Source organism: Pseudomonas sp. Ma2-10 (genome assembly GCF_054330215.1).
In genome coordinates this window covers 18737-42928 of the sequence record NZ_JBTEYL010000016.1, presented here as the reverse complement: position 1 = coordinate 42928, position 24192 = coordinate 18737, and the positions used below count along the sequence as shown (strand labels likewise).

The following is a 24192-nucleotide window of genomic DNA, read 5'->3' as shown; positions in this document are numbered from 1 at the left end:
CCTCAGTCCATCAACCCCCATTCACCCGGCGGCGCATGGGGGGCTGGTGATGCTTCGGCGCGCAGCTTCAGCCGCAGGCGCAAATTGTTCACCGAATCCGCATGTTTCAACGCTTCCTCCTCATCGATAGCCCCTTCTGCGACCAACTCGAATAGCGCACCGTCAAACGTCTGCATGCCCACCTCTCCAGACTTCTCCATGATTCCCTTGAGTTCTGAAAACTCATTGCGCCGGATCAGATCGCCGATGGTCGGCGTGCCAACCATCACTTCCACCGCCGCCCGTCGCTGACCGTCACGGGTACGCACCAGGCGCTGGGACACGAACGCTTTCAGGTTGTTACCCAAGTCATGCAGGAGTTGCGTGCGCCGCTCTTCGGGGAAAAAATTGATGATTCGGTCCAGCGCCTGATTAGCGTTGTGGGCATGCAGCGTAGAAATAACCAGATGACCGGTATCGGCAAACGCCAGCGCATGCTCCATCGTCTCGCGGTCACGGATTTCGCCGATCAGCACCACGTCCGGCGCCTGGCGCAGGGTGTTTTTCAAGGCCGCGCGAAAACTGCGGGTATCCACGCCGACCTCGCGCTGGTTGATGATCGATTTTTTGTGCCGATGGATGTATTCGACCGGGTCCTCGATGGTGACGATGTGGCCGCTGCTGTGGCGATTGCGGTAGTCGATCAACGCAGCCAGTGAAGTTGACTTGCCCGAGTCGGTAGCGCCGACGAACAGCATCAGTCCTTGTTTGAGCATCACCGTTTCGAGCAGCACCGGCGGCAGCTTGAGGTCTTCGAAACGCGGAATGTCGAGTTTGATATTGCGTGCAACAATCGAGACATCGTTGCGTTGTTTGAAGATATTCACTCGAAAGCGCCCGATACCGGTCAAAGAGATCGCCAGGTTCACCTCCAGCGCCCGATCGAACGCCAGACGCTGTTCGGCGTCCATGATGGACGCGGCAATCGCCGCGACTTCTCCCTGCTTGAACGGCTGATCGGCCAAGGGTTTAAGCACGCCCTCGAACCGTGCACTGGGTGGTGCACCGGTAGACAGATAAAGATCGGAGCCATTCTGGCTGGCCAGGAGCCTTAACAGTGCATCGATTTCCATGGCAAAAAGCACCCGCGAAGCATTCAATGAATAAAAATGACCCAAAAAGGGTCATCCAGCGTCTACTGCGGTACAAGGATAGTTGACGCCGCCTTACCGACTTAAACGCAGGACATCTTGATGAACGCATCACCGACCGGCAGCGATGCCCAGGCCTTGATTGCCCGACTGGACTGGAGACGCAGCCCGCTGGGCGCTGCCAGTACCTGGCCGCAGAGCCTGCGAACCGCCGTGGACATCGTGATTCATTCGCCGATGCCCATGCTGTTGCTGTGGGGCCCGCAACTTACGCAGATCTACAACGACGGCTTCGCCCTGCTGGCCGGCAGCAAGCATCCACACGCATTCGGACAGCCAACGCACCTGATCTGGCCTGAGCTTAAAGACTTTACCGACCCCATTTACAGCGCGGTCCTACAAGGACAGGTGCGGTCCTACAGCGAACAGCGCTTCACCTTGCAGCGTAATGGCCATGATTCCGACTTCTGGCTGGACCTGACCTACAGCCCCATCCGTGATGAAAGCACTCAGGTCGCCGGAATTCTGGTCACGGCCATCGAAACCAACGAACGCCGACGCATCGCCCTGGAACTCGAACAGCGTTCGGCCGCCAGCCTCAAGGCCCAGCACGAAACCGAGGAGCGTCTGCAACTGGCCCTCGCGGCCACCGACGCCGTCGGTACCTGGGATTGGGACATCGGCGAAGACCGCTTCATTGCCGACACCCACTTCGCCCAATTACATGGCATCGACCCGCTACTCGCCAGCCAGTTGCCTATCAGCGCCTACCTCCAGGGGGTGCACCCGGAAGACCGTGCCATGGTCGCCCGCAGCATCAAGCATTCCATCACCCACGGCACCGAGTACGCCGAGGAATATCGTCTGCTGCAAGCCGACGGTCAGTTGCGCTGGGTGTTTGCCCGGGGTCGTTGTTACAAGGACCACCATGGCCGGCCGATCCGCTTCCTCGGCGCAGCCCTGGACCTGACTGAGCGCAAACACACTGAACAAGCCTTGCGGCAAAGTCAGACCGAGCTGCAACTGATCATCAACGCCATGCCGATCCTGATCAGCTACGTGGACAGCGAGGAACGCTTTCGCCTGAACAATTCGGCCTACCTCGACTGGTACGGGCTGACGCCTCAGGAGCTCTTTGGCAAAACCATCCGTGAAGTACTGGGTGAAGAACCCTACGCCTTGTGCGCCGAATACATCACCCAGGCACTGTCCGGCAAGCCTTGTTGTTTCAGCACCAGCACCCCGCACCGTGACGGCAGCCTCCGCCATGCCCTGATGAATTACTTGCCGCGCCACGGCGCGGATGGTGCGGTCAATGGTTTCTACATCTTTGTGATTGACGAAACCGAGCGCAAACAGACCGAAGAAGCCCTGCGCAACCTCAACGAGACCCTTGAGGAGCGAGTCGCCGCCCGCACCCAACAATTGGCCGAAGCCAACCAGCGTCTGCACAACGAGATGTTCGAACGCGAACGCGCCGAAGAGGCATTGCGCCATGCGCAGAAAATGGAAGCGCTCGGCCAGCTCACCGGCGGCATCGCCCATGACTTCAACAATATGCTCACCGGGATCATCGGCAGCCTCGACTTGATGCAGCGCTACATCGCCGACGGGCGCGCCGCCGAGGTGGGCCGCTTCACCGAGGCGGCAGTGTCCTCGGCCAACCGCGCCGCCGCCCTGACCCATCGCCTGCTGGCGTTTTCCCGGCGCCAGTCACTGGACCGCAAGCCACTGAACGCCAATGATCTGATCCATTCCCTGGAAGATTTGCTCAGTCGGACCAAGGGCGACCACATCGAGCTCAAACTGCAATTGGCCGATGACGCCTGGCCGGTCAGCACCGACGTCAGCCAGCTGGAAAACGCCCTGCTCAATCTGGTGATCAACGCCCGGGACGCCATGCCCTATGGCGGCGAGTTGCGGATTGAAACCGCCAACGTTTACCTCGACAGCAGTGACATCAATACCCTGGAACCGGTCAAGGCCGGGGATTATCTGATGATTGCCGTCAGTGACAACGGTACCGGCATGACACCGTCGGTGCTGGCCAAGGCCTTCGACCCGTTCTTCACCACCAAACCCATCGGCCAGGGCACCGGTCTTGGGCTGTCGATGATCTATGGTTTTGCCCAGCAGTCGGGTGGGCATGTCAGTCTGTTCAGCTTATCGGGCCAGGGCACCAGCGTTCGTCTGTACCTGCCGCGACTGCACGCCGCAGAACCCGAAAACATCCTGATGCCGGTCACCAGCGAAGCGCCGGCCGCGATTGCCGGTGAAACCGTAGTGTTGGTGGAGGACGACCCGGCGGTGCGCATGCTGGTGCTCGACCTGCTCAACGAGTTGGGTTATCACGCCCATGAAGCCGAAGACGCGAAGGCCGCCCTGCCCCTTCTGGAATCCAGCCTGCGGGTCGATTTGCTGGTCACCGACGTCGGGCTGCCGGGGATGAATGGCCGGCAACTGGCGGAGATCGCCCGTCAGCACCGCCCCGGGCTCAAAGTGCTGTTCATGACCGGGTATGCGGAAAAAGCCGCCGAGCGCCAGGGTTTCCTGGAGGAAGGCATGGACATGGTGACCAAGCCCTTTTCCATTGACCTGTTGGCCAACAAGATTCGCGCAATGATCGGTCAACCGGACTGAGTTAAGGCATAATCGCGCGCCCCCCGCTGACACCAACATAGCCACCACCGTTACAAGGTACTGCCCATGAAAGCTCAAGCCCGCCATATTTTGGTGAAAACCTCGGAAGAAGCCGAACAGCTCAAACAACGCATCGCCAAGGGCGAAGCCTTCGATGTGCTGGCCAAGAAGTACTCCACCTGCCCGTCCGGCAAACGCGGCGGCGACCTGGGTGAAGTGCGGCCCGGGCAGATGGTCGGGGTTATTGATGCCGTGATCTTCAAAAAACCGTTGCGCGTAGTGCACGGACCGATCAAGAGCAAGTTCGGCTATCACCTGGTGCAGGTGTTTTACCGGGATTGATGGATCGTATTTCAGACTCGAGGGATCAGTGCTCCCGGCACCTGAATCACCCGACTCGCCAACTGATGCCCCGCTTCAGCAGCCTCAACCGGGCTGCCTCCTTTCAAGCGACTGGCCAAATACGCCGCGCTAAATGAATCCCCCGCCGCCGTAGTGTCCACCACCTGCTCAACCACCTGCGCTGGCACTTCAAACGATTCTCCCTCACAACGAATCAGACACGCCTCGGCGCCACGCTTGAGTACCACTTCAGGCGTGCCAATCTGCGCGTAAGCGGCAAACACCGCCTCGCAATCGGAAAACTGAAACAGCGCCTGTTCGTCATCGACAGTCAGCAATGCCAGGTCGACATAGGGCAGAACGCTGCGATAGGCCGCTCGTGCGTCCTCGATCGACGCCCACAACCGTGGCCGGTAGTTGTTGTCAAACACGATCCGCGCATCTCGTTGCCGGGCTTCGACCAGGGTTTCCAGTAACTTCTCCCGACCTTGCACACCCAGTACCGCCAGCGTGATGCCACTGAAATACAGCACATCGTAATCCGGCAGTGCCGCCAGGATCGGCGCGGCGGCCGGGGTGGTGAAACAATCGCGGACTGCCGCCTCGTTGCGCCAGTAAAGAAAACGCCGCTCGCCAGCAGCGTCCGTCTGGATGCAATACAAGCCGGGCAACCGCCCAGGCAAGCGCTGGACCATGCCCAGCCCGATGTTTTCGTCGGCCCAGCTCTGGCACATGGCATCGCTGAAACTGTCGTCGCCCAGGGCTGTGACGTAATCCACCGTGCCGCCCTCACCCAGCGCTCGGGACAGGTAGACCGCCGCGTTCAAGGTATCGCCACCGAAACGCTGTTGCAGGCTGCCGTCAGCGCGTTGCTGCAGTTCAATCATGCATTCGCCGATCAGGGCGATGCGCGGGATGTTGGGGCCAAGAGTGCTGATGATGTTCATTGTTGTGGGGCTCACTCGATCGATCCCACGCTCTGCGCGAGAACGATCGGATAGGGGTTAGAAACAGGTTTCCATGGTTTCGATGACATTCAGTTGCTCATCCACCAGACACCCGATACGCCACTTGTCGAACGTGAGACAGGGGTGCGAAGTACCAAAGGAAATAATGTCCCCCACCCGCAACTCAACCTCGGGCGCCACGGTCATGAACGCATGCTGGTCCATCACTGCCGTCACCTTGCAGGCGCTGACGTCGTCGCCCGTCGCCGGCACCACGCCCGCCTTGTAACGCAACAGCGGCACCGGCAACCCGGCGTCGTAGGCCACGTCGCGTTTACCCAGGGCGATCACCGCAAAGCCCGGTTCCGGCAACGACTGCACGTGAGCCCAGACTTCCAGCGCCGGGCGCAGGCCTTCGTGCAGGTCGCTGCGGCGGTCGAGCACGCAGCATTGCGCTTCTTTATAGATGCCATGGTCGTGAGCGACGTAGCTGCCGGGACGCAGCACACTGAGAAAACGCCCGCCGGCGTTCTGCGCTTCGAAAGATTCAGCGATCAGGTCATACCAGGCTGACCCCGATGCCGTGATGATCGGCTTGGGGATGGCGAATGCGCCGCTGTCCTGCAACTGCACCGCCAGGCGCACCAAAGAATCAGCGAACGCACGGATCCCGCTCACCGCGTGATCGCCGTGAATCACCCCTTCGTATCCTTCGATCCCGGTCAGCGCCAGGGCCGGCTGTGCTGCAATGGCGTTGGCCAGCGCGACCACTTCGCCTTCGGTGCGGCAGCCGCAACGACCGCCGACCACACCGTACTCGATCATCACGTTCAAGCGCGCACCGCGGGAGGCGAAATACGCGCCGAGGTCAGTGACGTTGTCCGCATGATCGACCATGCAATGGAAGTCGAAAGTCGGATCCGTCAGCAGATCGGCGATCAACGCCATGTTAGGCGTACCGACCAATTGGTTGGCCATCAGCACCCGATGTACGCCATGGGCGTAAGCCGCGCGGGTTTGCGTGGCGCTGGCCAGGGTGATGCCCCAGGCACCGGCGTCCAGTTGGCGACGAAACAACGCCGGGGTCATGCTGGTTTTGCCGTGGGGGGCGAGTTCGGCACCGCTGTTGCTGACAAAGGTCTGCATCCAGCGAATGTTGTGTTCCAGCGCTTCGCGGTGCAGTACCAGCGCAGGCAGGCTGACGTCGCGCACCAGATGGGCGCCTGCATGGGCAAAGCCCTTTTCCACGGTGGCAGTATTTTTGGCAGAACACATGGTCAAATTCCTCACATTCGCGGCCGCAGGCAGCGGCTGTTATTCGTTGATGCGACGGGCCAGGCTGTTCGCGCTGTCGATCAGCACCCGGCGATAGTCGTTGTAATTGTTCTGGGCATCGGTCCGTGGGGCGACGATACACAGGGTCGCGATGGCCACACCGCTCGGGTCTTTGACTGGGGCGGCGAAACAATGAGTAAAGGTGTCGGCCACGCTATCGAAGGAGAAAAAGCCATCGATAGCGGCCTGACGGATTTCACCGAGAAACTGCGCAAGCGACAGGCGTTCGCCGTTGGGCAGGATGAAATCTTCGTGGTCGATCAGGTCGACGATTTCCTGGTCGCTCAAGTGCGCCAGCAAGAGGCGCCCGGACGCGGTCCAGGGAATCGGCGCGTTCTCGCCGATGTCCGAGGAAATGCGAAAATGCCGCTCACCCTCTTTCATCAAGGCCACGGTATATTTTCGTCCATTGAGCAGGCACATCTGCGCGGTTTCGCGGGTCTGGCTGACGATTTCCTGCAAGGCATGATCGGCCTCGCGGGTCAGGTCAAAATGGCGTAGATGCGCTTGCCCGAGGAAGTACAGCTGACGGCCGAGGTAGACGTGACCGTCCTGGCCCACGGCCTCCAGAATCCGTCGCTCCAGCAGGGAGGCAACCAATTCGTAGACCGTGGATTTCGGGCTGCCGATGCCGCTGGCAATTTCGTTCGGGCGCAGGGGCTTGCCGACCTCCTTGAGAAAATCGAGGATATCGAACGCCCGGTCCAGACCGCGAGCCCGGCGCTTGATGGTGTCTTCGGTCATGTCTTCAGGTTCCCATTCAAAGTGGCCGGGAGTTTACCGCTAATGATCGTTCCCACGCTCTGCGTCCCAGGGGCGTCCGTTGCGGCGTTCCCACGCAGCGCGTGGCAACGATCTATTAGCGTCAGGCCTTTTTCTTGTACGCGACGCAGTCAATCTCGACCTTGCAATCAACCATCATGTTCGCCTGCACGCAGGCCCGTGCCGGTGCATGTTCGCTTTTGAAGTATTCGGAAAACACCTTGTTGAAGCTCCAGAAATCCCGCGGGTCTTCCAGCCACACACCGGTGCGCACGACATCTTCGAGGCCATAACCGGCCTCTTCGAGAATCGCGATCAGGTTCTTCATGGTCTGGTGAGTCTGTTCGACGATGCCACCCACAATGATTTCGCCATCCAGCGCCGGTACTTGCCCGGACACATGCAGCCAGCCATCGGCTTCAACGGCGCGGGCGAAAGGACGGGGCTGGCCGCCACCGGCGGTGCTGCCGGTGCCGTAACGAGTAATGCTCATGAGTGTTTCTCCTGATTGAAATGTGAAAAGGTTTTTAAAACAAATCAGAAACGCGTGTTCTTGAGAAATTCCGCCAGACGCGGAGATTGCGGGCGCTCGAACAGTTCCTTGGGTGGCCCCTGCTCTTCGATCCGCCCCTGATTCATGAAAACGATTTTGTCCGAGACTTCGAAGGCAAACCGCATTTCGTGGGTCACCAGCAACATGGTCATGCCTTCATCGGCCAGGCCCTTGATCACGTTCAGCACTTCGCCGACCAACTCCGGGTCGAGGGCCGAGGTGACTTCGTCGAACAGCATCAGGCTCGGGTTCATCGCAATCGCCCGGGCAATCGCCACGCGCTGTTGCTGGCCGCCGGACAACTGGCCGGGATAGTGATCGCGACGCTCGAACAGGCCAACCCGCTCCAACCATTTCTCGGCCAGCGCGACGGCTTCATCCTTGTGCAGCTTTTTGACCTTGAGCAAACCGAGGGTGACGTTCTGCAGCGCCGTGAGGTGCGGGAACAGGTTGAACTGCTGGAACGCCATGCCGGTCATCGCACGATGCCGGGCAATGACTTTTTCAGCGTGGCGCACGCGCTTGCCATTGACCTCGTCATAACCGATGGATTCGCCGTCGAGCAGGATCTGCCCACCCTGGAACTCTTCGAGCATGTTCACGCAGCGCAACAACGTGGTCTTGCCCGAGCCGCTTGAACCAATCAGCGTCACCACGTTGCCGCGCTGCATGGTCAGGTCGACGCCCTTGAGCACCTCAAGCTTGCCGTATTGTTTGTGCAGGCCGCGAATGTCCAGCAGCGCCTGGCCGTTTGGTGCAGTAGAAGTGTGAGTCATGGCAAAGCCACCCGCTTTTCAATGTGCCGGCCGAGTAATTCGATGGCGTAGTTGATGACGAAAAAGAGGAAACCGGCGAACAGGTAAAACTCGAGGGTCATGAAGGTCCGGGCAATGATCTGTTGTGTGCTGAGCAGCAACTCGGCCACGCCGATCACCGACAGCAAGGTCGAAGCCTTGACGATCTCGGTTGACGAGTTGACCCAGGTCGGCAGGATTTGCCGTAATGCCTGCGGCAACAACACGTAGCCCAGCGATTGATAAAACGTCAGGCCAATCGCCTTGCTCGCTTCCATCTGCCCGCGTGGCAATGCTTGCAGCGCACCGCGCACGATCTCGGCGACGTGGGAGCCGCAGAACAGCGTCAGACCCAAGGCTCCGGCCTGGAATGCGCTGATCTGCCAGCCCAATGCCGGCGCCATATAGAAACAGGCCAGCACCAACACAAACACCGGCGTGCCACGGATCAGGTCGACGTAGAAACGAAACGGCGCGCGCATCCAGACATTGCCGTAGGTCAGCACCAAACCGGTCACAATGCCGATCAAGGTGCCGAGTAAAATCGCCAGTGCCGAGCACTGAACGCTGGTCAGGAAGCCTTGCCACAGCACTTCCCGCGCCACCCATAACTCATGCAACCAACTCGGGGATTCGTACATGGGAGGCTCCTATCGGCGGATCGCCAGACGCTGCTCGAGGTAGCGCAGCATCATGGCAATGAGGTAACAGGCCGCAACATAGAGCGCTGTGGTCACCATCCAGGTTTCAATCACCCGGTAGCTTTCGACATTGATCTTGCGCGCGTAATAGGTCAGCTCTGGCACCGCAATCGCCGCGGCCAGAGAGGTGTCCTTGAACAGCGAAATGAAGTTGTTGGACAAGGCCGGCAGCACATTGCGCAGCATCACCGGCACGGTGACGTACGCCTTGACCTGCCACTCTCCCAAACCGATCGCCAACCCCGCTTCGCGTTGGCCTTTGGGAATACTCAACAGGCCACCGCGGAACACTTCGGTCAGATAAGCCCCGGCATACAACGACAGGGTGATGATGAACGACGGGATCTTGTCCAGACGAATGCCCAGGCTGGGCAAGGCAAAGTAGATCAACAGAATCAACACCAGAATCGGCGTGTTACGGATCACCGTCACATACACCGACGCCAGCACCCGCAACGCGCGGTGCTTTGACAGCAAAGCAAAGGCCATCATCAGGCCGATCACGCAGCCGATGGCGATCGACACCAGCGCCAGTTCGAGGCCCAGACCGAGCCCCGCCAGCAAGGTGTCGAAATCGCGCCACACGGCGGCAAAGTTCAACTGATAGTTCATGGTCAGCAGTACCTTGAACGGGGCGATCGGAACCGCCCCGCTCTCACGGGATCATTTGAATTCGACGGGAAAACCGATGGCTGGAGTTGGGAGATCGACACCGAACCACTGCTTGAAGGAGGCCGCGTAGGCCGGGAATTCAACACCGGTCATGGCTTCATGCAATGCGGTGTTGACGAAGTTCAGCCAGTCCTGATCGCCGCGTTTGACCGCGCACGCGTAGGTTTGCGGGCTCCAGGCATAAGCCGGGCTGCGATAGCGCCCCTGGTTCTGCACCATCAAGTATTTCACCGACGACTGATCGGTCGCAGCGGCGTCGGCACGGCCGGAGTTCACCGCTTGATACATCAGGTCCACGCTGTCGTATTGATCGACCTTGGCCTTGGGCAAGGCCTGATGCACCAGTTCTTCGGCGTACACGTTCTGCAGCACCGCCACGGTCACGCTGTCGCCTGCGGCTTTCAGGTCCTCGATTTCCTTGTACTTGCTGTTGGTCGGCAACAGCAAGCTGACACCTTCGCGGTAGTACGGCAGCGTGAACGCCACTTGCTGGGCACGGCTGGCAGACACCGTGATGAACTGGCAACTCATGTCGACCTTGTCGGTCAGCAGGTTCGGAATACGCGCATCGGACGACTGCACCACGAACTCGACCTTGCTTGGGTCGTTGAATAACCCCTTGGCCACTATCCGCGCGATATCGATATCAAAACCCTGCAACTTGCCATCCGCGCCCTGAAAGTGCCACGGCGCATTGGTACTGCCCGTGCCCACAATCAGTTTCCCGCGGGCCAACACGCTATCGAGCTTACTGTCCGCCGCCTGGGCCACGCCCATGGCAGCGGCCGAAGCCGCGAGAACAAAAACACACGCTTTAAACAAGGAAGGTCGGCGATGCATGGCAAGCACTCCAGGGTAATGTTTATTCCGTTATACCGGATATTAGTATGTAACAACGGAATAGACAGCAGAAAGTGTGCCACTGGATGGAAGGAAAGTCTTGGCGGAGACGAAAAGGCTATTAATTCAATAAGATAGAAAAATATTACTCGAGCATCGCCCCACCCTCGGCAGCGGAGTGGTTGCTACCGAGGGTTACACCGATAGGTAACAAGACCACAAAAGGTGCGTGGCGCACCTCAAAAACTCGGCGCATGCCTGCCCGTGCGCATTCATGCACCGGGCTATCAGGTTATGACCGTTCATCGGTTATGAGAGTTGACCTGTCAGATTTGACAGTTGTGGACCGCAGGTTATGAGCGCTCAATCCTTCCCTGAAACGCGATTGGCGGGGCTTGCGGTTTCTTGACAGGTCTTAACAGCCCTCAACCGCCAACTTCTGCTCAATGATGAATTCACACAGCAAGCCCAGTACTGAACGCCAGCGAGGCTGCACCTCGAGCGCACAGTTCGCAGACGTCACTGTGCCCGCAGGCACCCACAACGTGGTGATCAAGCCGGGAGCAAACGATGGTCCATTCGACACTGTTGGATCGTATTTCGATGCTGTGCCGCTCGAGCAACGTTGAAGCCTGCCCCACTGGTAGCCAGCTATCTGGCGACCAGCCCCTTCACCACGACAACTCGTGCCTTTGTTGAAGACGGAGAGTTCAATGAGTTCGACAACCACTCATACCGCACTGGCCCCGGTCTACCGCAAGGCCCTGAACACCTGGCGTCCGGTGATCTTGTACTTCGGCAGTGAGCACTGTCCGGCCTGCGAAACGGCCGGGCCGGTGTTTCGCCAGATCGCCGAGCCGTATCGGCATCACGCGCAGATCTACATGCTGAACACCGGCGAATCCCCCCGCCACCCGGACGTCACCGGCACACCCACCGTGCTGTTTTACAAGGAGGGCAAGTTGCTGAAGAAGCTCAAGGGAATTGGCACTGAGCAGACCCTGCAAGAAGACTTCGCCAGGCACATTGGCAAGGTCAAACCCAGATACGCGGCTCGCCAACCCAGCCATGACCTGGCGTGGTTGCATCAAACCCTGCGGACCCTGTGCACCGTGCCTCGGGCACGTCAGGTGGGCAGGGCTTGAGCTGTCTGTCGCCGCATAGCGCGCTTTGGCGAGCACGCCCGCGAAGGCCCCTCAAATCCGGCGTAATATCACCCGTCGATACGCGCCAGCAACACGCGCGTCACCCGCCGCTCTTCAACCGCCACCACGGTCATCCGCCAGCCCTCCCACTCATGGCTATCACCGATCATCGGCAGGCGATCCAGCAAGCTCATCACCAGTCCGGCCATGGTCTGATAGTCGTCGCCGGGCTCTGCCGAGAACCCGGTCCGCTGCCGCACGCGCGCCAGGTTCAACGCACCGCTGACCATGAATCCATCCTTCTCCTCGACCACATCCGGGCCCTCGATTTCGCTGGCGTCAGGTAACTCGCCGGCGATCGATTCGAGAATGTCAGTCATGGTCAACACACCGACGAAGTCACCGAACTCATTGACCACAAACGCAATGTGCGTCGAAGCTTTGCGCATCTGTTCCAGGGCATTGAGGATCGAGTAACTGTCCAGCAAGTTGATGGTCTTGCGCACCAAATGCTCAAGATCGGGCGAGTTGCCGGCCAGGTATTCCTTGAGCAGTTCCTTCTTGTGCACGAAGCCCAGCGGCTCATCCACTGCGCCATCGCGAATCAGTGGCAGGCGCGAATAGGACGAATGCATCAGGCGTGTGCGAATGGCCTCGGCATCGTCGGACAGATCGATGTGATCGACATCGGCGCGCACAGTCATCACGGTGCGGATCGGTCGCTCGGCGAGTTGCAGCACACCACTGATCATCACTCGCTCGCGACGGTCGAACAGTTCTGCGCTTGGTGCTTCACCGTTGTCCAGCAAGTCGGCAATTTCCTCGCCAACCTCCTCCATCGCCAGTTTGCGGCCACCGAGCAAACGCATGACGGCGTGGGCCGTGCGTTCACGAATCGGTCGCAGCCCCTGCATGGATTTTTTGCGGCGAGCCCGGGCGATCTGGTTGAAAATCTCGATCAGAATCGAGAAGCCGATGGCCGCATACAGGTAACCCTTCGGAATGTGGAAACCCAGACCTTCAGCGGTCAGCGCAAAGCCGATCATCATCAGGAAGCCCAGACACAGCATGATCACCGTCGGGTGTTCGTTGACGAAACGGGTCAGCGGCTTACTGGCGACGATCATCAGGCCGATGGAAATAATCACGGCGATCATCATCACCGCCAGTTCATCGACCATGCCCACAGCGGTAATCACCGCGTCCAGAGAGAACACCGCATCGAGTACCACGATCTGCGCCACGATCGGCCAGAACAGCGCATAACCCGCGTTTGACGAGCGTTGGCCGATATGACCCTCGAGCCGCTCATGCAATTCCATGGTCGCTTTGAACAACAGGAACACACCACCGAACAGCATGATCAGATCGCGGCCGGAGAAGCTCTTGTCGAACACCTCGAACAGCGGCTGAGTCAGCGTCACCAGCCATGAAATACTCGCCAGCAGGCCCAGACGCATCAGCAACGCCAGGGACAAACCGATGATCCGCGCACGGTCACGCTGCTCGGGCGGCAGTTTGTCGGCGAGGATTGCGATAAACACCAGGTTGTCGATGCCCAGCACCAGCTCCAGCACAATCAACGTCAACAGGCCCAGCCACGCGGTGGGGTCAGCTATCCATTCCATAAAAATGTCTCGATCTCTTCAGTAAATTCAGAATGCCGGGCACGGCAAGGCGCGGCGCGGAGGCCGTGGAACTGCAATGTCAAAGGTATTCAGAAGTCGAAAGACTGGGTGTTTTGCGTGCATCAAGACTGCGCAGTAGCGAGAGGAGAAAGGATAACCGGGAGGCTCCGAGAGGGTGTTCATGCAAGTCCTGAAAGGAAAAGGGCTTTGGAGCGTACAGGAAAAAGCGACATTTCCCACAGTTTGAAATCATTACAAAATCTGTAATCAGCTCGATCACCGATTCTGGCACCAACGCAATAACCGCCACCAGCCCGCCAGTCTGCGTACCCGGTTTCGGCGCAAACCCAGCCTGGGCGGCGACTTGCAAGGTGCCGCAGATTGGCTCCTGTCGGCGGCAAGAACGCGCATGATTCATTTCTGTGAAAGCCTGTCGCGACCTCTATATGTCATCAATATGCCGGTACTGCGCCTGCAATTGAGTTGCCAATACTTTAGCCCGCTCGAGCCGAATCGGCCCCCGCTCGATGTCGATCAGCAGGCCCGGACAATCAAGCGCGGGCAACATCGGCCAGTCCTTCAATCGGCCATCGGTCACCAGTAACAAGCGCTGATGTTCCGCCGGAAAACGCGTCTGCCTGACCGCCAGCCAGCGCCCTGCCTCACCCAGCGCCGCCAGCAACGGCGTACCACCGCCCGCTCCCAGCCCGTCAAGCCAGCTGCGCAAACCCGCGGAGGCTTTCAACCCTTGCACCTGCCACTTCGGCACATGGCCACTGGCAGTCAGCAATGCCAGGCGCGCACGCTGGCGATAGGCATCGTCGAACAGTTGCGCGAGCAGGCCTTTGGCATCGCTCAACGCCTGATGGCGGAGAGTCGAGGCCGAGGCGTCAACGATCACCAGCCACAGTTCCTGGGGCGAACGGGTGCGCAAGTGAAACAAGACATCGCCGCGCTGACGCGGGCGGCCGTTCAACAAGGTGCCGGGCCAATTGATCGAGCCGCTGCGCGCCGCGTGACGTTTACCCTGTTTGCCATTATCCAGCTGTCCGGCGCGGGGTCTGGCATTCGCCCCCGCGTCAGATCGAGGGCGAATGCCTAGGGCTTTTTTGGCCAGCTCGGCACTTCACGTCGTGCGCCGACCGGGAGCGCCTGAGCGGGCATTTCCCCCCATTGGCCCTGGCCTTCGCTCGGATTGGCATTTTGCGTAGAGGGTGCCTGACTTTGTTGCGGCGCCGGTGGCGATGGCTCACGACGGCGATGGCGCAAGGCAAATTCGGCGACGGCGTCGATATCGTCCTCGGCGATGGCGCTCGCTCCACGCCACGCCGCGTGGGCACGCGCCGCGCGCAACCAGACCAGGTCGGCTCGCAGGCCATCGACCCCGGCGGCAAAGCAACGCTCGGTAATTTGCGCCAGCGCATGGTCGTCGAGCGGGATGCTTGCCAGTGCGCTGCGCGCTTTCTGGCAACGTTCGCGCAGAGACTGCTGCTGGCTTTCCCATTCAGCGCAGAAGCGCTGGGGATCGCTGTCAAAGTCCAGCCGTCGCCGAATGATCTGGCCGCGCTCGGTCGGTGCTGTGTGGCCACTGAGGGCGACGTTCAGGCCAAAACGGTCGAGCAGTTGCGGACGCAGCTCACCCTCTTCCGGGTTCATGGTGCCGATCAGTACGAACTTCGCCGAATGCCGATGGGAAATGCCGTCGCGCTCAATCAGGTTGGTGCCGCTGGCGGCCACATCCAGCAGCAGGTCCACCAGGTGATCGGGCAGCAGGTTGACTTCATCGACGTAAAGCACGCCGCCGTCAGCCTTGGCCAGTACTCCGGGGGAAAACTGTGCGCGCCCCTCGCTCAGGGCGGCGTCCAGGTCAAGGGTACCGACCAGCCGCTCTTCGGTGGCGCCCAGCGGCAAGGTGACGAACTGGCCGCTGGCCAGCAAGTCGGCCAGACCTCGGGCCAGCGTTGACTTGGCCATGCCGCGGGGGCCTTCGATAAGAACGCCGCCAATTTTCGGGTCGATGGCGGTCAGGTACAGGGCGAGTTTCAGATCGTCGGCACCGACCACGGCGGAGAGGGGGAAATGGGGGGTGTCGGTCATCTTCAATACTCGGTCATGGTCAGTAGCAGGCACACCTTGTACCTGTGGGAGCGTGGCGCATTAACTATCTTCTTCGATGTCCAGCAACAGATCCTCCAGCGCCTCCCGATACTCGCCCGGCTCCTTCCACATCCCCCGCCGCTGCGCTTCCAGCATCCGCTCGGTCATGTCACGCAACGCATGTGGATTATGCTCACGAACAAAATCCCGGGTCGCAGGGTCCAGCAAATATGCATCCGTCAGTAACGCGTACTGGTGGTCGTCGATCAACTGCGTTGTAGCGTCGAAGGCAAACAGGTTATCGACTGTCGCCGCCAGTTCAAATGCGCCTTTATAGCCGTGGCGCTTCACACCGTCGATCCACTTCGGATTGGCGGCCCGGGAGCGGATCACCCGGTTCAGCTCTTCCTTCAACGTACGGATTTTCGGCATGTCCGGCTGACTATGATCGCCATGGTAGCTGGCCGCCGCTTCGCCACTGAGGCTTTCCACGGCCGCGAGCATGCCGCCCTGGAACTGGTAATAGTCGTTGGAATCGAGCAAGTCGTGTTCGCGGTTGTCCTGGTTTTGCAGCACAGCCTGAACCTGGCTCAGGCGCTGAGCGAACTGCTCTCGCGCTGCGGTGCCTTCGTCAGCGCCGCCGTAAGCGTAGCCGCCCCAGTTCAGGTAAACCTCGGCCAGGTCGTCGCGGCTTTGCCACAGACGCCCGTCGATGGCGCCCTGCACGCCAGCGCCATAAGCACCGGGTTTGGCGCCAAAGATGCGCCAACCGGCCTGCCGCTTGGCCGCCTCTTCATCCAGCCCCGAGTGCATCAACGCTTCGCGCTCGGTACGCACTTTGGCGGCCAAGGGGTTGAGGTCGTCCGGCTCGTCGAGGGCGGCGACCGCTTGCACGGCGGCGTCGAATAGACGGATCAGGTTGGCAAAGGCATCACGGAAGAATCCGGAGACGCGCAAGGTCACGTCGACGCGAGGACGGTCCAGCAGACTCAGCGGCAGAATCTCGAAGTCGTCGACCCGCTGACTGCCCGTCGCCCAGACCGGGCGCACGCCCATCAACGCCATGGCCTGGGCGATGTCGTCGCCACCGGTGCGCATGGTCGCGGTGCCCCACACCGACAGACCGAGCTGGCGCAGGTGATCACCGTGGTCTTGCAGGTGCCGTTCAAGAATCAGGGTCGCCGACTGGAAACCGATACGCCACGCGGTGGTGGTCGGCAGGTTACGCACGTCCACCGAGTAGAAGTTGCGCCCGGTCGGCAGCACGTCGAGTCGCCCGCGACTCGGCGCACCGCTGGGGCCGGCCGGTACGAAGCGACCACCGAGGGCGTCGAGCAGACCGCGCATTTCCGCCGGGCCGCAGGCGTCAAGCCGTGGTGCAACGACTTCGCGCAGGCTGTCGACGATGGATTTCACCTCTGACCAGCCTGGCTCGTTCAGCGGCTCAACCTCAGTGACCAAAGCTTGCTCGATCAGTTGCGTGGCGAACAGTTCCAGACGTTCGCGGGTATCACCTGCTGTGCGCCAGACTTCATCGGTGAGGGTTTGCAGTTCAATCGGGCGTGGCCCGGTCCAAGGTTCGGCGAGCGCACACTCCAGCGGATCGAAGCCCAACGTGAACGCCTTGGCCAAGGCCCGCAGCAGGCTCGATTGGGCACCCCGTCCATCGCCACGCGGAATGCGCAACAACGCCAGCAAGGTGTCGATACGCAAGCGCCCGGTCGGCGACTCGCCAAACACATGCAGCCCATCGCGGATCTGCGACTCTTTCAGGTCGCATAAATAGGTGTCCAGACGCGGCAACCAGATCGCTGCATCGGCATCACTGTCAAGTTTTTCGTCCAGCTGCAGTTCGCGGTCGATGTGCGTCTCGCGCACCAGTTGCAGGATGTCGCGCTGCAATTCCCGGGCACGGCGCGGATCGAGCAATTGCGCTTCGTAATACTCGTCGGCGAGTAATTCAAGGTTGCGTAACGGGCCGTAAGTTTCGGCGCGGGTCAGCGGCGGCATCAGGTGATCGATGATCACCGCCTGCGTACGGCGCTTGGCCTGGGCGCCCTCTCCCGGATCGTTGACGATAAACGGATAGATGTTCGGCAACGGCCCGAGCAGCACATCCGGCCAGCAATTCTCGGACAGACCGACGCCTTTGCCCGGCAACCATTCGAGGTTGCCGTGTTTGCCAACGTGGATCACGCCATGGGCGCCGTAGGTGTTACGCAACCAGAAGTAGAACGCCAGATAACCGTGAGGTGGCACCAGGTCCGGGTCGTGATACACCGCGCTCGGGTCCACCTGATAACCCCGCGCCGGTTGAATGCCGACGAAGGTCAGGCCAAAGCGCAGTCCGGCGATCATCATTCGCGCGCCACGGCACATCGGATCACTTTGCGGCGAGCCCCAACGCGCCAGCACGGCCTGGCGGTTGGCCTTGGGCAAGGCGTTGAACATCAGGTTGTAGTCGTCCATCGACAGGCTTTGATGACACGGACGCTGGTCGAGGGTGTCGAGGTCGTTGCTGACGCCGCCGAGTAATTGCTGGATCAACGCGGTGCCGGTGTCGGGCAATTCGGCGGGTAGCGGATAACCTTCTTTATGCAGCGCACGCAGGATGTTCAGCGCGGCGGCGGGTGTGTCGAGGCCGACGCCATTGCCAATACGCCCGTCACGGGTCGGGTAGTTGGCAAGGATCAGGGCGATGCGTTTTTCAGCGTTGGGCACTCGCGCCAGATCAATCCAGCGCCGCGCCAGTTCGGCGACAAAATCCATGCGTTCCGGTTGTGGTCGATAGCAGACCACATCGGATTGACTGCGCTCGCTGCGCCAGGCCAGGTCCTTGAAGCTGATCGGTCGGCTGATGATCCGCCCGTCCAGTTCCGGCAGCGCGATGTGCATCGCCAGATCACGTGGACCGAGGCCTTGTTCGCTGGCGCGCCATCCCTGCTCGTTGTCCTGGGCGCAGATCGCCTGGATCACCGGAATGTTGCGGCGAAACGGTCGCAAATGCGGCGCTTCTGGGCTCGATTGTGCGAAACCGGTGGTGTTGAGAATCACGCCGGCTTCGACTTCGTCCAACAGGTCCTCGACCACCGTCAGGCAGCCGGGCTCTTTCAGACTGGCCACCGCAATCGGCAACGGGTTCAACCCCGCGGCCTGTAAACGCTGGCAGAAAACATCGATGAAGCCTGTGTTGGCCGCCTGCAAATGCGAGCGGTAGAACAGCACTGCCGCGACCGGTTGATCGGCCTGCCAGTCGGCTTGCCAATCCTTCAGTTCAGCGGGGCTTTTGTGTGGGTGGTAAATCGCCGTGCGCGGCAAGGTTTGCGGCTCGTCCCAGGCGTAATCGCGATCCAGCCAACGATTGGCAAGGCAGTGGAAAAAATCGAGGGCATTGCTCATGCCGCCCTGACGCAGAAACTGCCAGAGCCGATCGCGGTCTTCGGCACCCACCGTGCTTAGCTCGCTGAGTTCCGGGTCCGGGCGGTCATCGCCGGGCACCAGAATCAGTTGTACCCCACGCTGGGATAATTCCACCAGACGCTCGACGCCGTAACGCCAATAGGCGATACCGCCGTGCAGCGAGATCAAAATCACCTTGGCGTGGCGCAGCACTTCGTCGACATACAGGTCAACCGAGGCGTGATTCTGCACCTGCATCGGATTGGCCAGACGCACGCTCGGGTAATCGTCGGGCAACTGCTGCGCCGCTTCAGCGAGCAGCGCGAGAGATGAGTCGCCGCTGCACAGGATCACCAGCTCGGCAGGGGTTTGTCCAAGGTCGGCAATGTTGTCATCCGACACGAAACCGCCGGGCTGGGTCCTGAGCAGGTGCATGGCTTAAACGCTGAGCGCAGCGCGCAATTGCGCTTCAAGCAGAGTGGCGTCCAGCTCCTGCCCGATCAATACCAGGCGCGTGGTACGCGCTTCGTCGGCGCCCCACTGACGGTCAAAGTGTTTGTCGAAACGTGTGCCCACGCCCTGGATCAGCAGGCGCATCGGTTTGTTCGGGATCGCCGCGAAACCTTTGACGCGCAGGATGCCGTGCTGGACCACCAATTGGGTCAGCGCGTCCAGCAGCAGGCTTTCATCGGCTTGAGGCAGCTCGATGGAAATCGAGTCAAATGCATCATGGTCGTGGTCGTCTTCATGGTGGTGATCGTGATGGCTGTGACGGCTGTCGATGTGCTCTTCGGAACCGGCACCGAGGCCGATCAGCACGTCCAATGGCACGCGACCGCTGCTGGCTTCGATGACTTTCACCGCCGGCGGCAGTTCTTCAGCGACTTCCAGGCGCACGCGGGCCAGGTCTTCAGGGCTGATCAGGTCGGCTTTATTGAGGATCACCAGGTCGGCGCTGGCCAGTTGATCCGCGAACAGCTCGTGCAGCGGCGATTCGTGGTCCAGGTTCGGGTCGAGTTTGCGCTGGGCATCGACCTGGTCCGGGAAAGCCGCGAAGGTACCGGCGGCGACCGCTGGGCTGTCGACCACGGTAATGACCGCATCAACGGTGCAGGCGCTGCGAATTTCAGGCCATTGGAAGGCTTGTACCAGCGGTTTTGGCAGAGCCAGGCCCGAGGTTTCGATGAGGATGTGGTCGAGGTCGGCGCGCCGGGCGACCAATTCGCGCATCACCGGGAAGAACTCTTCCTGAACGGTGCAGCACAGACAGCCGTTGGCCAGTTCGTAGACGCGGCCGTTGGCTTCTTCTTCAGTGCAACCAATGGCGCACTGTTTGAGGATTTCACCGTCGATGCCCAGCTCGCCGAATTCGTTGACGATCACCGCAATGCGGCGGCCCTGAGCGTTGTCGAGCATGTGCCGCAGCAAAGTGGTTTTGCCCGAGCCGAGGAAGCCGGTAACGATGGTGACGGGGAGTTTGGCCAGTGTTTTCATCGGATGCCCTTTGGCAAGGTGGCGGGCATACGGGACGACAATCGCTACGACGGATGCGCGCGGAAGAGTTCGCCACCGGATCACCCCGCCCGGTTGTAGTGAGAATCTGTATCGAGGCAGGTCTCCTGGCTGACGGCGTGTCGGGCTTGTGGGCCTGGCATTCGCTGCGCCTTCCCGCGAACCCGTTGCACAGGGTTTGCAGTGGCGTGGCAGCGAATATCACCGTTCACAGTTGCGGGGGCAGCCGCGGCATCGACCGCGTTCCCTTCTTAGCTTCGGCAGACGCCGAAGAACCTCGAAAGCGCAAGGCTACGCATCGCATGGGGGCGGGTCAATGTTCACTTGAGCTCGGTGACGTCGAGTTGAGAACCCTTGCCAATTGACGCCCAACCCTCGCCCATGCTCTCCTACACGCCTTGTTACGGGTGCCCTTCACAGGGTGAAACGGGAAACCGGTGAATCATGTGCTTTACTCTAAAGTCATGTCAGTCCGGTGCTGCCCCCGCAACGGTAAGCGAGCGAAGCGTCAGATCCACTGTGCCAGCAATTCGGCATGGGAAGGTGATGCTTGCAGGTCAAGGCGAAAGCCAGTGCCCCTCGTGAGCCCGGAGACCGGCCCGCAACACAAAGTGACCATTACGATCACTGAATAACAAACCCGCGGTGGGCGGGCGCTGTTTGAACCTCTGCGTGCGCGATTCGCAGGGGTCTTCCATGCGCTCCACATCACCCGCTGACAGACCAGAGGGAAGCGCCATGTCGATCATCAGCAGTACCGGCAGCAACACCGATAAGAGCACCGCCACCACCACCAATACCCTGACTCAACGCCTGGCCGCCGCAGTGTGCGCGTCGATCCTGGGTGTTAGCCTTGTGTATTTCGCCGGTTTCTCGCACATCGAAGCGGTGCACAACGCCGCGCACGATACCCGCCACAGCGCCGCATTCCCGTGCCATTGAGACCTGCCGATATGATCAAGCGTATTGCGCAAACCGCAGGGTTCACCGGGCTGCTGGCCGCCCTGCTACTGACCCTGCTACAAAGCTTCTGGGTGGCTCCGTTGATTCTGCAGGCCGAGACTTACGAAAAATCCGAGCCCGCCGCTGTTGAAGTTCACGAACACGCCGCAGGTGCTGTCACCGCCCACACTCACGATGCTGAAGGCTGGGAACCGGAAAACGGCTGGCAGCGCGTGCTGGCCACCACCGGCGGCAATCTGGTGGTAGCGGTCGGTTTCGCCCTAATGCTGGCCGGTCTTTACACCTTGCGCGCACCGACCAAAACCTCCCAAGGCCTGTTTTGGGGGCTGGCCGGTTACGCCACGTTCGTGCTCGCACCGACCCTCGCTCTGCCGCCTGAACTGCCGGGCACTGCCGCAGCTGATTTGGCGCAACGGCAGATTTGGTGGATCGGCACGGCAGCCTCCACAGCCGTCGGCATCGCATTGATCGTGTTCAGCCGTCACTGGCTGATGAAAGTGCTCGGCGTGGCAATCCTGGCTGTCCCTCATGTGCTCGGCGCACCACAACCGGAAGCCCACTCGATGCTGGCTCCAGAAGCCCTGGAAGCTCAGTTCAAAATCGCTTCGCAGCTGACCAACGTGGCATTCTGGCTGGCCTTGGGCCTGATCAGTGCCTGGTTGTTCCGCCGTAAAAGCGATGGTCAATACAGCGCATGACTGAGATCAGCACAGCGCCGACGTTAGTGGTCGGCCTGGGCTGCCAGCGTGGCTGCCCCGTCAGCACGCTGCGGGCGTTGCTCGATCAAGCGTTACAGGCTCATAAAATCGAACTTCACCAGATCAAGGCCCTGGCCAGCATCGACCTGAAGCGCGAAGAACCTGGCTTGATCGAATTGGCCGAACAACTAGCACTCCCCCTGATGTACTTCAGCAGCGAACAACTGGCCGGCTATCAACTGCAGCTCAGCCACCGCTCGGACATCGCGTTCGAACGCACCGGTTGCTACGGCGTCGCGGAAAGTGCCGCCCTGGCCCTGGCCGAGCAATTGGCCCAGGCACCGGCAAAATTGCTGATTTCACGACAAAAATATGCCCAGGCAACCTTGGCGTTGGCCGGCGCTGCATAAAATCCTCGATAATCCCCGCCTTCAATCATGAGCGATCTTCATCTGAAGCCTTGCCCGCCCCCTTTTTCTCACAGGAACCGACGATGACCGTCTACTTCATTGGCGCAGGTCCCGGCGACCCGGAACTGATCACTGTCAAAGGCCAACGGCTTATTCGCAGCTGCCCGGTGATCATCTATGCCGGCTCCCTGGTGCCTGCCGCCGTGCTGGAAGGTCATCGCGCCGAACAGGTAGTCAACAGCGCCGAACTGCACCTGGAACAGATCATCGAGCTGATCAAATCCGCCCATGCCATAGGCCAGGATGTGGCCAGGGTGCACTCCGGCGATCCGAGTCTTTATGGTGCAATTGGTGAGCAGATCCGCTACCTGCGTGAACTCGACATCCCGTATGAAATCATTCCCGGCGTCACGGCCACGGCGGCCTGCGCGGCATTGCTGGGCGCGGAACTGACGTTACCCGACGTGTCGCAAAGTGTGATCCTGACCCGCTATGCCGACAAAACCGCGATGCCCGCCGGCGAAGAGCTTGGCAGCCTGGCGCAGCATGGGGCGACTATGGCGATTCATCTGGGGGTCAATCATCTGGAGAAAATCCTCGCCGAATTGCTGCCGCATTACGGCGCGGATTGCCCGATCGCGGTGATTCACCGGGCGACCTGGCCGGATCAGGATTGGGTGGTGGGGACGCTTGAAGACATTGCGGCGAAGGTTCAAGCCAAGGGGTTTCGGCGCACGGCGTTGATTTTGGTGGGTCGGGTTTTGGGCAGTGATCACTTCAGTGAGTCGTCACTGTACCGTGCCGGGCATGCACATCTCTTCCGGCCCTGACCGTTCCTACGCCGTGGGAACCGTCAATCACCCATAAAAAAACGGCGCTCACGGGCGCCGTTTTTAGGTTTGCAGCGAACACCTTACTCAGTAGTAGGCGTTTTCTTTCTGCGTGTGGTCCGTGACGTCACGAACGCCCTTGAGCTCGGGAACGCGCTCGAGCAAGGTGCGCTCGATGCCTTCGCGAAGGGTGACGTCTGCCTGGCCGCAGCCTTGGCAACCGCCGCCGAACTTCAGCACGGCGATGCCGTCGTCGACCACATCGATCAGGCTGACCTGACCGCCGTGGCTGGCCAGCCCCGGGTTGATCTCGGTTTGCAGGTAATAGTTAATACGCTCATTGACCGGACTGTCGGCGTTGACCATCGGTACTTTGGCGTTTGGCGCCTTGATGGTGAGCTGGCCGCCCATACGGTCTGTGGCGTAGTCGACTACCGCATCGTCCAGGAAAGTTTCGCTGAACGAGTCGATGTAAGCGGTGAAGCTTTTGAGCCCCAGCGCCGTGTCTTCAGGTTTTTCTTCGCCCGGCTTGCAATAAGCAATGCAGGTTTCGGCGTACTGGGTGCCAGGCTGGGTAATAAAGACGCGGATGCCGATGCCTGGGGTGTTCTGCTTGGAGAGCAGATCAGCCAGATAATCGTGGGCGGCGTCGGTAATGGTAATAGCGGTCATGGAAACTCCTCGCAGGCTTGGGCGCAGTTTACGCCAATCATCGCGCCGTACAAAGTCCTAGTATTTTTGTCGGGAAAGAGCGGTTATAGCCATCTTCGCCGGTTCGGCTGTCAATCCAGTCT

The 24192-nt window shown here is 60.3% G+C and carries 22 protein-coding genes, 1 pseudogene and 2 riboswitches; of the genes and pseudogenes, 7 read left to right on the top strand and 16 right to left on the bottom strand.

Features of this window, described 5'->3' with window-relative positions:
• Positions 1-2 precede the first annotated feature (2 nt).
• Complete coding sequence (locus ACXPVS_RS18605) at positions 3-1112, bottom strand: PilT/PilU family type 4a pilus ATPase (protein WP_458511234.1); 1110 nt, start codon at positions 1110-1112, stop codon at positions 3-5.
• Between the two features lie 120 nt (positions 1113-1232).
• Here ACXPVS_RS18605 and ACXPVS_RS18600 point away from each other — a divergent pair, with 120 nt between their 5' ends.
• Positions 1233-3770, top strand: coding sequence for a PAS domain S-box protein (locus ACXPVS_RS18600; RefSeq protein ID WP_458511233.1), 2538 nt, complete (start codon positions 1233-1235; stop codon positions 3768-3770).
• 66 nt (positions 3771-3836) lie between these two features.
• On the top strand, positions 3837-4112 hold the full coding sequence (locus ACXPVS_RS18595; RefSeq protein WP_007898282.1) for a peptidylprolyl isomerase: 276 nt from the start codon (positions 3837-3839) through the stop codon (positions 4110-4112).
• Between the two features lie 11 nt (positions 4113-4123).
• Here ACXPVS_RS18595 and ACXPVS_RS18590 read toward each other — a convergent pair whose 3' ends face one another.
• The 8 genes from ACXPVS_RS18590 to ACXPVS_RS18555 form a co-directional block, all read right to left on the bottom strand.
• Positions 4124-5059, bottom strand: a complete 936-nt coding sequence (locus tag ACXPVS_RS18590; RefSeq protein ID WP_458511293.1) for a sugar kinase — start codon at positions 5057-5059, stop codon at positions 4124-4126.
• A 57-nt stretch (positions 5060-5116) separates the two neighbouring features.
• A complete protein-coding gene (locus ACXPVS_RS18585; RefSeq protein ID WP_458511232.1) occupies positions 5117-6334 on the bottom strand; it encodes an amino acid deaminase in 1218 nt (405 codons plus the stop codon).
• Between the two features lie 39 nt (positions 6335-6373).
• The gene (locus ACXPVS_RS18580; RefSeq protein WP_458511231.1) at positions 6374-7138 is read right to left on the bottom strand and encodes an IclR family transcriptional regulator; all 765 of its coding nucleotides are present in this window, start codon (positions 7136-7138) and stop codon (positions 6374-6376) included.
• Positions 7139-7259: 121 nt separating this feature from the next.
• Entirely contained in the window at positions 7260-7649 is a 390-nt protein-coding gene (locus ACXPVS_RS18575) for a RidA family protein (protein ID WP_038982964.1), read from the bottom strand.
• 44 nt (positions 7650-7693) lie between these two features.
• Positions 7694-8485: an amino acid ABC transporter ATP-binding protein gene (locus ACXPVS_RS18570; RefSeq protein ID WP_458511230.1), complete on the bottom strand. Its 792-nt coding sequence runs from the start codon at positions 8483-8485 to the stop codon at positions 7694-7696.
• Positions 8482-9144, bottom strand: a complete 663-nt coding sequence (locus ACXPVS_RS18565; RefSeq protein ID WP_458511229.1) for an amino acid ABC transporter permease — start codon at positions 9142-9144, stop codon at positions 8482-8484. The genes ACXPVS_RS18570 and ACXPVS_RS18565 overlap by 4 nt, the downstream gene beginning before the upstream one ends.
• A 9-nt stretch (positions 9145-9153) precedes the next feature.
• Positions 9154-9816, bottom strand: coding sequence for an amino acid ABC transporter permease (locus ACXPVS_RS18560; protein ID WP_109636084.1), 663 nt, complete (start codon positions 9814-9816; stop codon positions 9154-9156).
• 51 nt (positions 9817-9867) lie between these two features.
• Entirely contained in the window at positions 9868-10716 is an 849-nt protein-coding gene (locus ACXPVS_RS18555) for a transporter substrate-binding domain-containing protein (RefSeq protein WP_458511228.1), read from the bottom strand.
• Between the two features lie 713 nt (positions 10717-11429).
• Here ACXPVS_RS18555 and ACXPVS_RS18550 point away from each other — a divergent pair.
• Entirely contained in the window at positions 11430-11861 is a 432-nt protein-coding gene (locus ACXPVS_RS18550; protein WP_458511227.1) for a thioredoxin family protein, read from the top strand.
• A 68-nt stretch (positions 11862-11929) separates the two neighbouring features.
• Here ACXPVS_RS18550 and ACXPVS_RS18545 read toward each other — a convergent pair whose 3' ends face one another.
• The 6 genes and pseudogenes from ACXPVS_RS18545 to cobW form a co-directional block, all read right to left on the bottom strand.
• Positions 11930-13489: a TerC family protein gene (locus ACXPVS_RS18545; protein WP_458511226.1), complete on the bottom strand. Its 1560-nt coding sequence runs from the start codon at positions 13487-13489 to the stop codon at positions 11930-11932.
• Positions 13490-13763: 274 nt separating this feature from the next.
• Positions 13764-13877: pseudogene (locus tag ACXPVS_RS18540) on the bottom strand (LysR family transcriptional regulator); the annotation flags it as partial.
• A gap of 54 nt (positions 13878-13931) precedes the next feature.
• Complete coding sequence (locus ACXPVS_RS18535; protein ID WP_458511225.1) at positions 13932-14468, bottom strand: vWA domain-containing protein; 537 nt, start codon at positions 14466-14468, stop codon at positions 13932-13934.
• Between the two features lie 119 nt (positions 14469-14587).
• The gene (locus ACXPVS_RS18530; protein WP_458511224.1) at positions 14588-15586 is read right to left on the bottom strand and encodes an ATP-binding protein; all 999 of its coding nucleotides are present in this window, start codon (positions 15584-15586) and stop codon (positions 14588-14590) included.
• Between the two features lie 60 nt (positions 15587-15646).
• Entirely contained in the window at positions 15647-19420 is a 3774-nt protein-coding gene (gene cobN, locus ACXPVS_RS18525; protein ID WP_458511223.1) for a cobaltochelatase subunit CobN, read from the bottom strand.
• A gap of 3 nt (positions 19421-19423) precedes the next feature.
• Entirely contained in the window at positions 19424-20479 is a 1056-nt protein-coding gene (gene cobW, locus ACXPVS_RS18520; RefSeq protein WP_458511222.1) for a cobalamin biosynthesis protein CobW, read from the bottom strand.
• Between the two features lie 98 nt (positions 20480-20577).
• A riboswitch (cobalamin riboswitch) is annotated at positions 20578-20792 on the bottom strand.
• Between the two features lie 93 nt (positions 20793-20885).
• Positions 20886-21114: riboswitch (cobalamin riboswitch) on the top strand.
• 121 nt (positions 21115-21235) lie between these two features.
• Between cobW and ACXPVS_RS18515 the strand changes: the two genes are divergently transcribed.
• The 4 genes from ACXPVS_RS18515 to cobM all read left to right on the top strand — a co-directional run bounded on the left by ACXPVS_RS18515 (position 21236) and on the right by cobM (position 23398).
• On the top strand, positions 21236-21439 hold the full coding sequence (locus ACXPVS_RS18515; RefSeq protein WP_458511221.1) for a CbtB domain-containing protein: 204 nt from the start codon (positions 21236-21238) through the stop codon (positions 21437-21439).
• Positions 21440-21450: 11 nt separating this feature from the next.
• Positions 21451-22158 carry a CbtA family protein gene (locus ACXPVS_RS18510; protein WP_458511220.1) on the top strand — a complete coding sequence of 236 codons (708 nt, stop codon included), beginning with the start codon at positions 21451-21453 and terminating at the stop codon, positions 22156-22158.
• Positions 22155-22568 carry a cobalamin biosynthesis protein gene (locus ACXPVS_RS18505; RefSeq protein WP_458511219.1) on the top strand — a complete coding sequence of 138 codons (414 nt, stop codon included), beginning with the start codon at positions 22155-22157 and terminating at the stop codon, positions 22566-22568. The genes ACXPVS_RS18510 and ACXPVS_RS18505 overlap by 4 nt, the downstream gene beginning before the upstream one ends.
• An 83-nt stretch (positions 22569-22651) precedes the next feature.
• The gene (gene cobM, locus ACXPVS_RS18500; protein ID WP_458511218.1) at positions 22652-23398 is read left to right on the top strand and encodes a precorrin-4 C(11)-methyltransferase; all 747 of its coding nucleotides are present in this window, start codon (positions 22652-22654) and stop codon (positions 23396-23398) included.
• Positions 23399-23485: 87 nt separating this feature from the next.
• On the opposite strand, the gene nfuA is transcribed toward cobM, so the two are convergent.
• Positions 23486-24070: a Fe-S biogenesis protein NfuA gene (gene nfuA / locus ACXPVS_RS18495; protein ID WP_458511217.1), complete on the bottom strand. Its 585-nt coding sequence runs from the start codon at positions 24068-24070 to the stop codon at positions 23486-23488.
• Between the last annotated feature and the right edge of the window lie 122 nt (positions 24071-24192).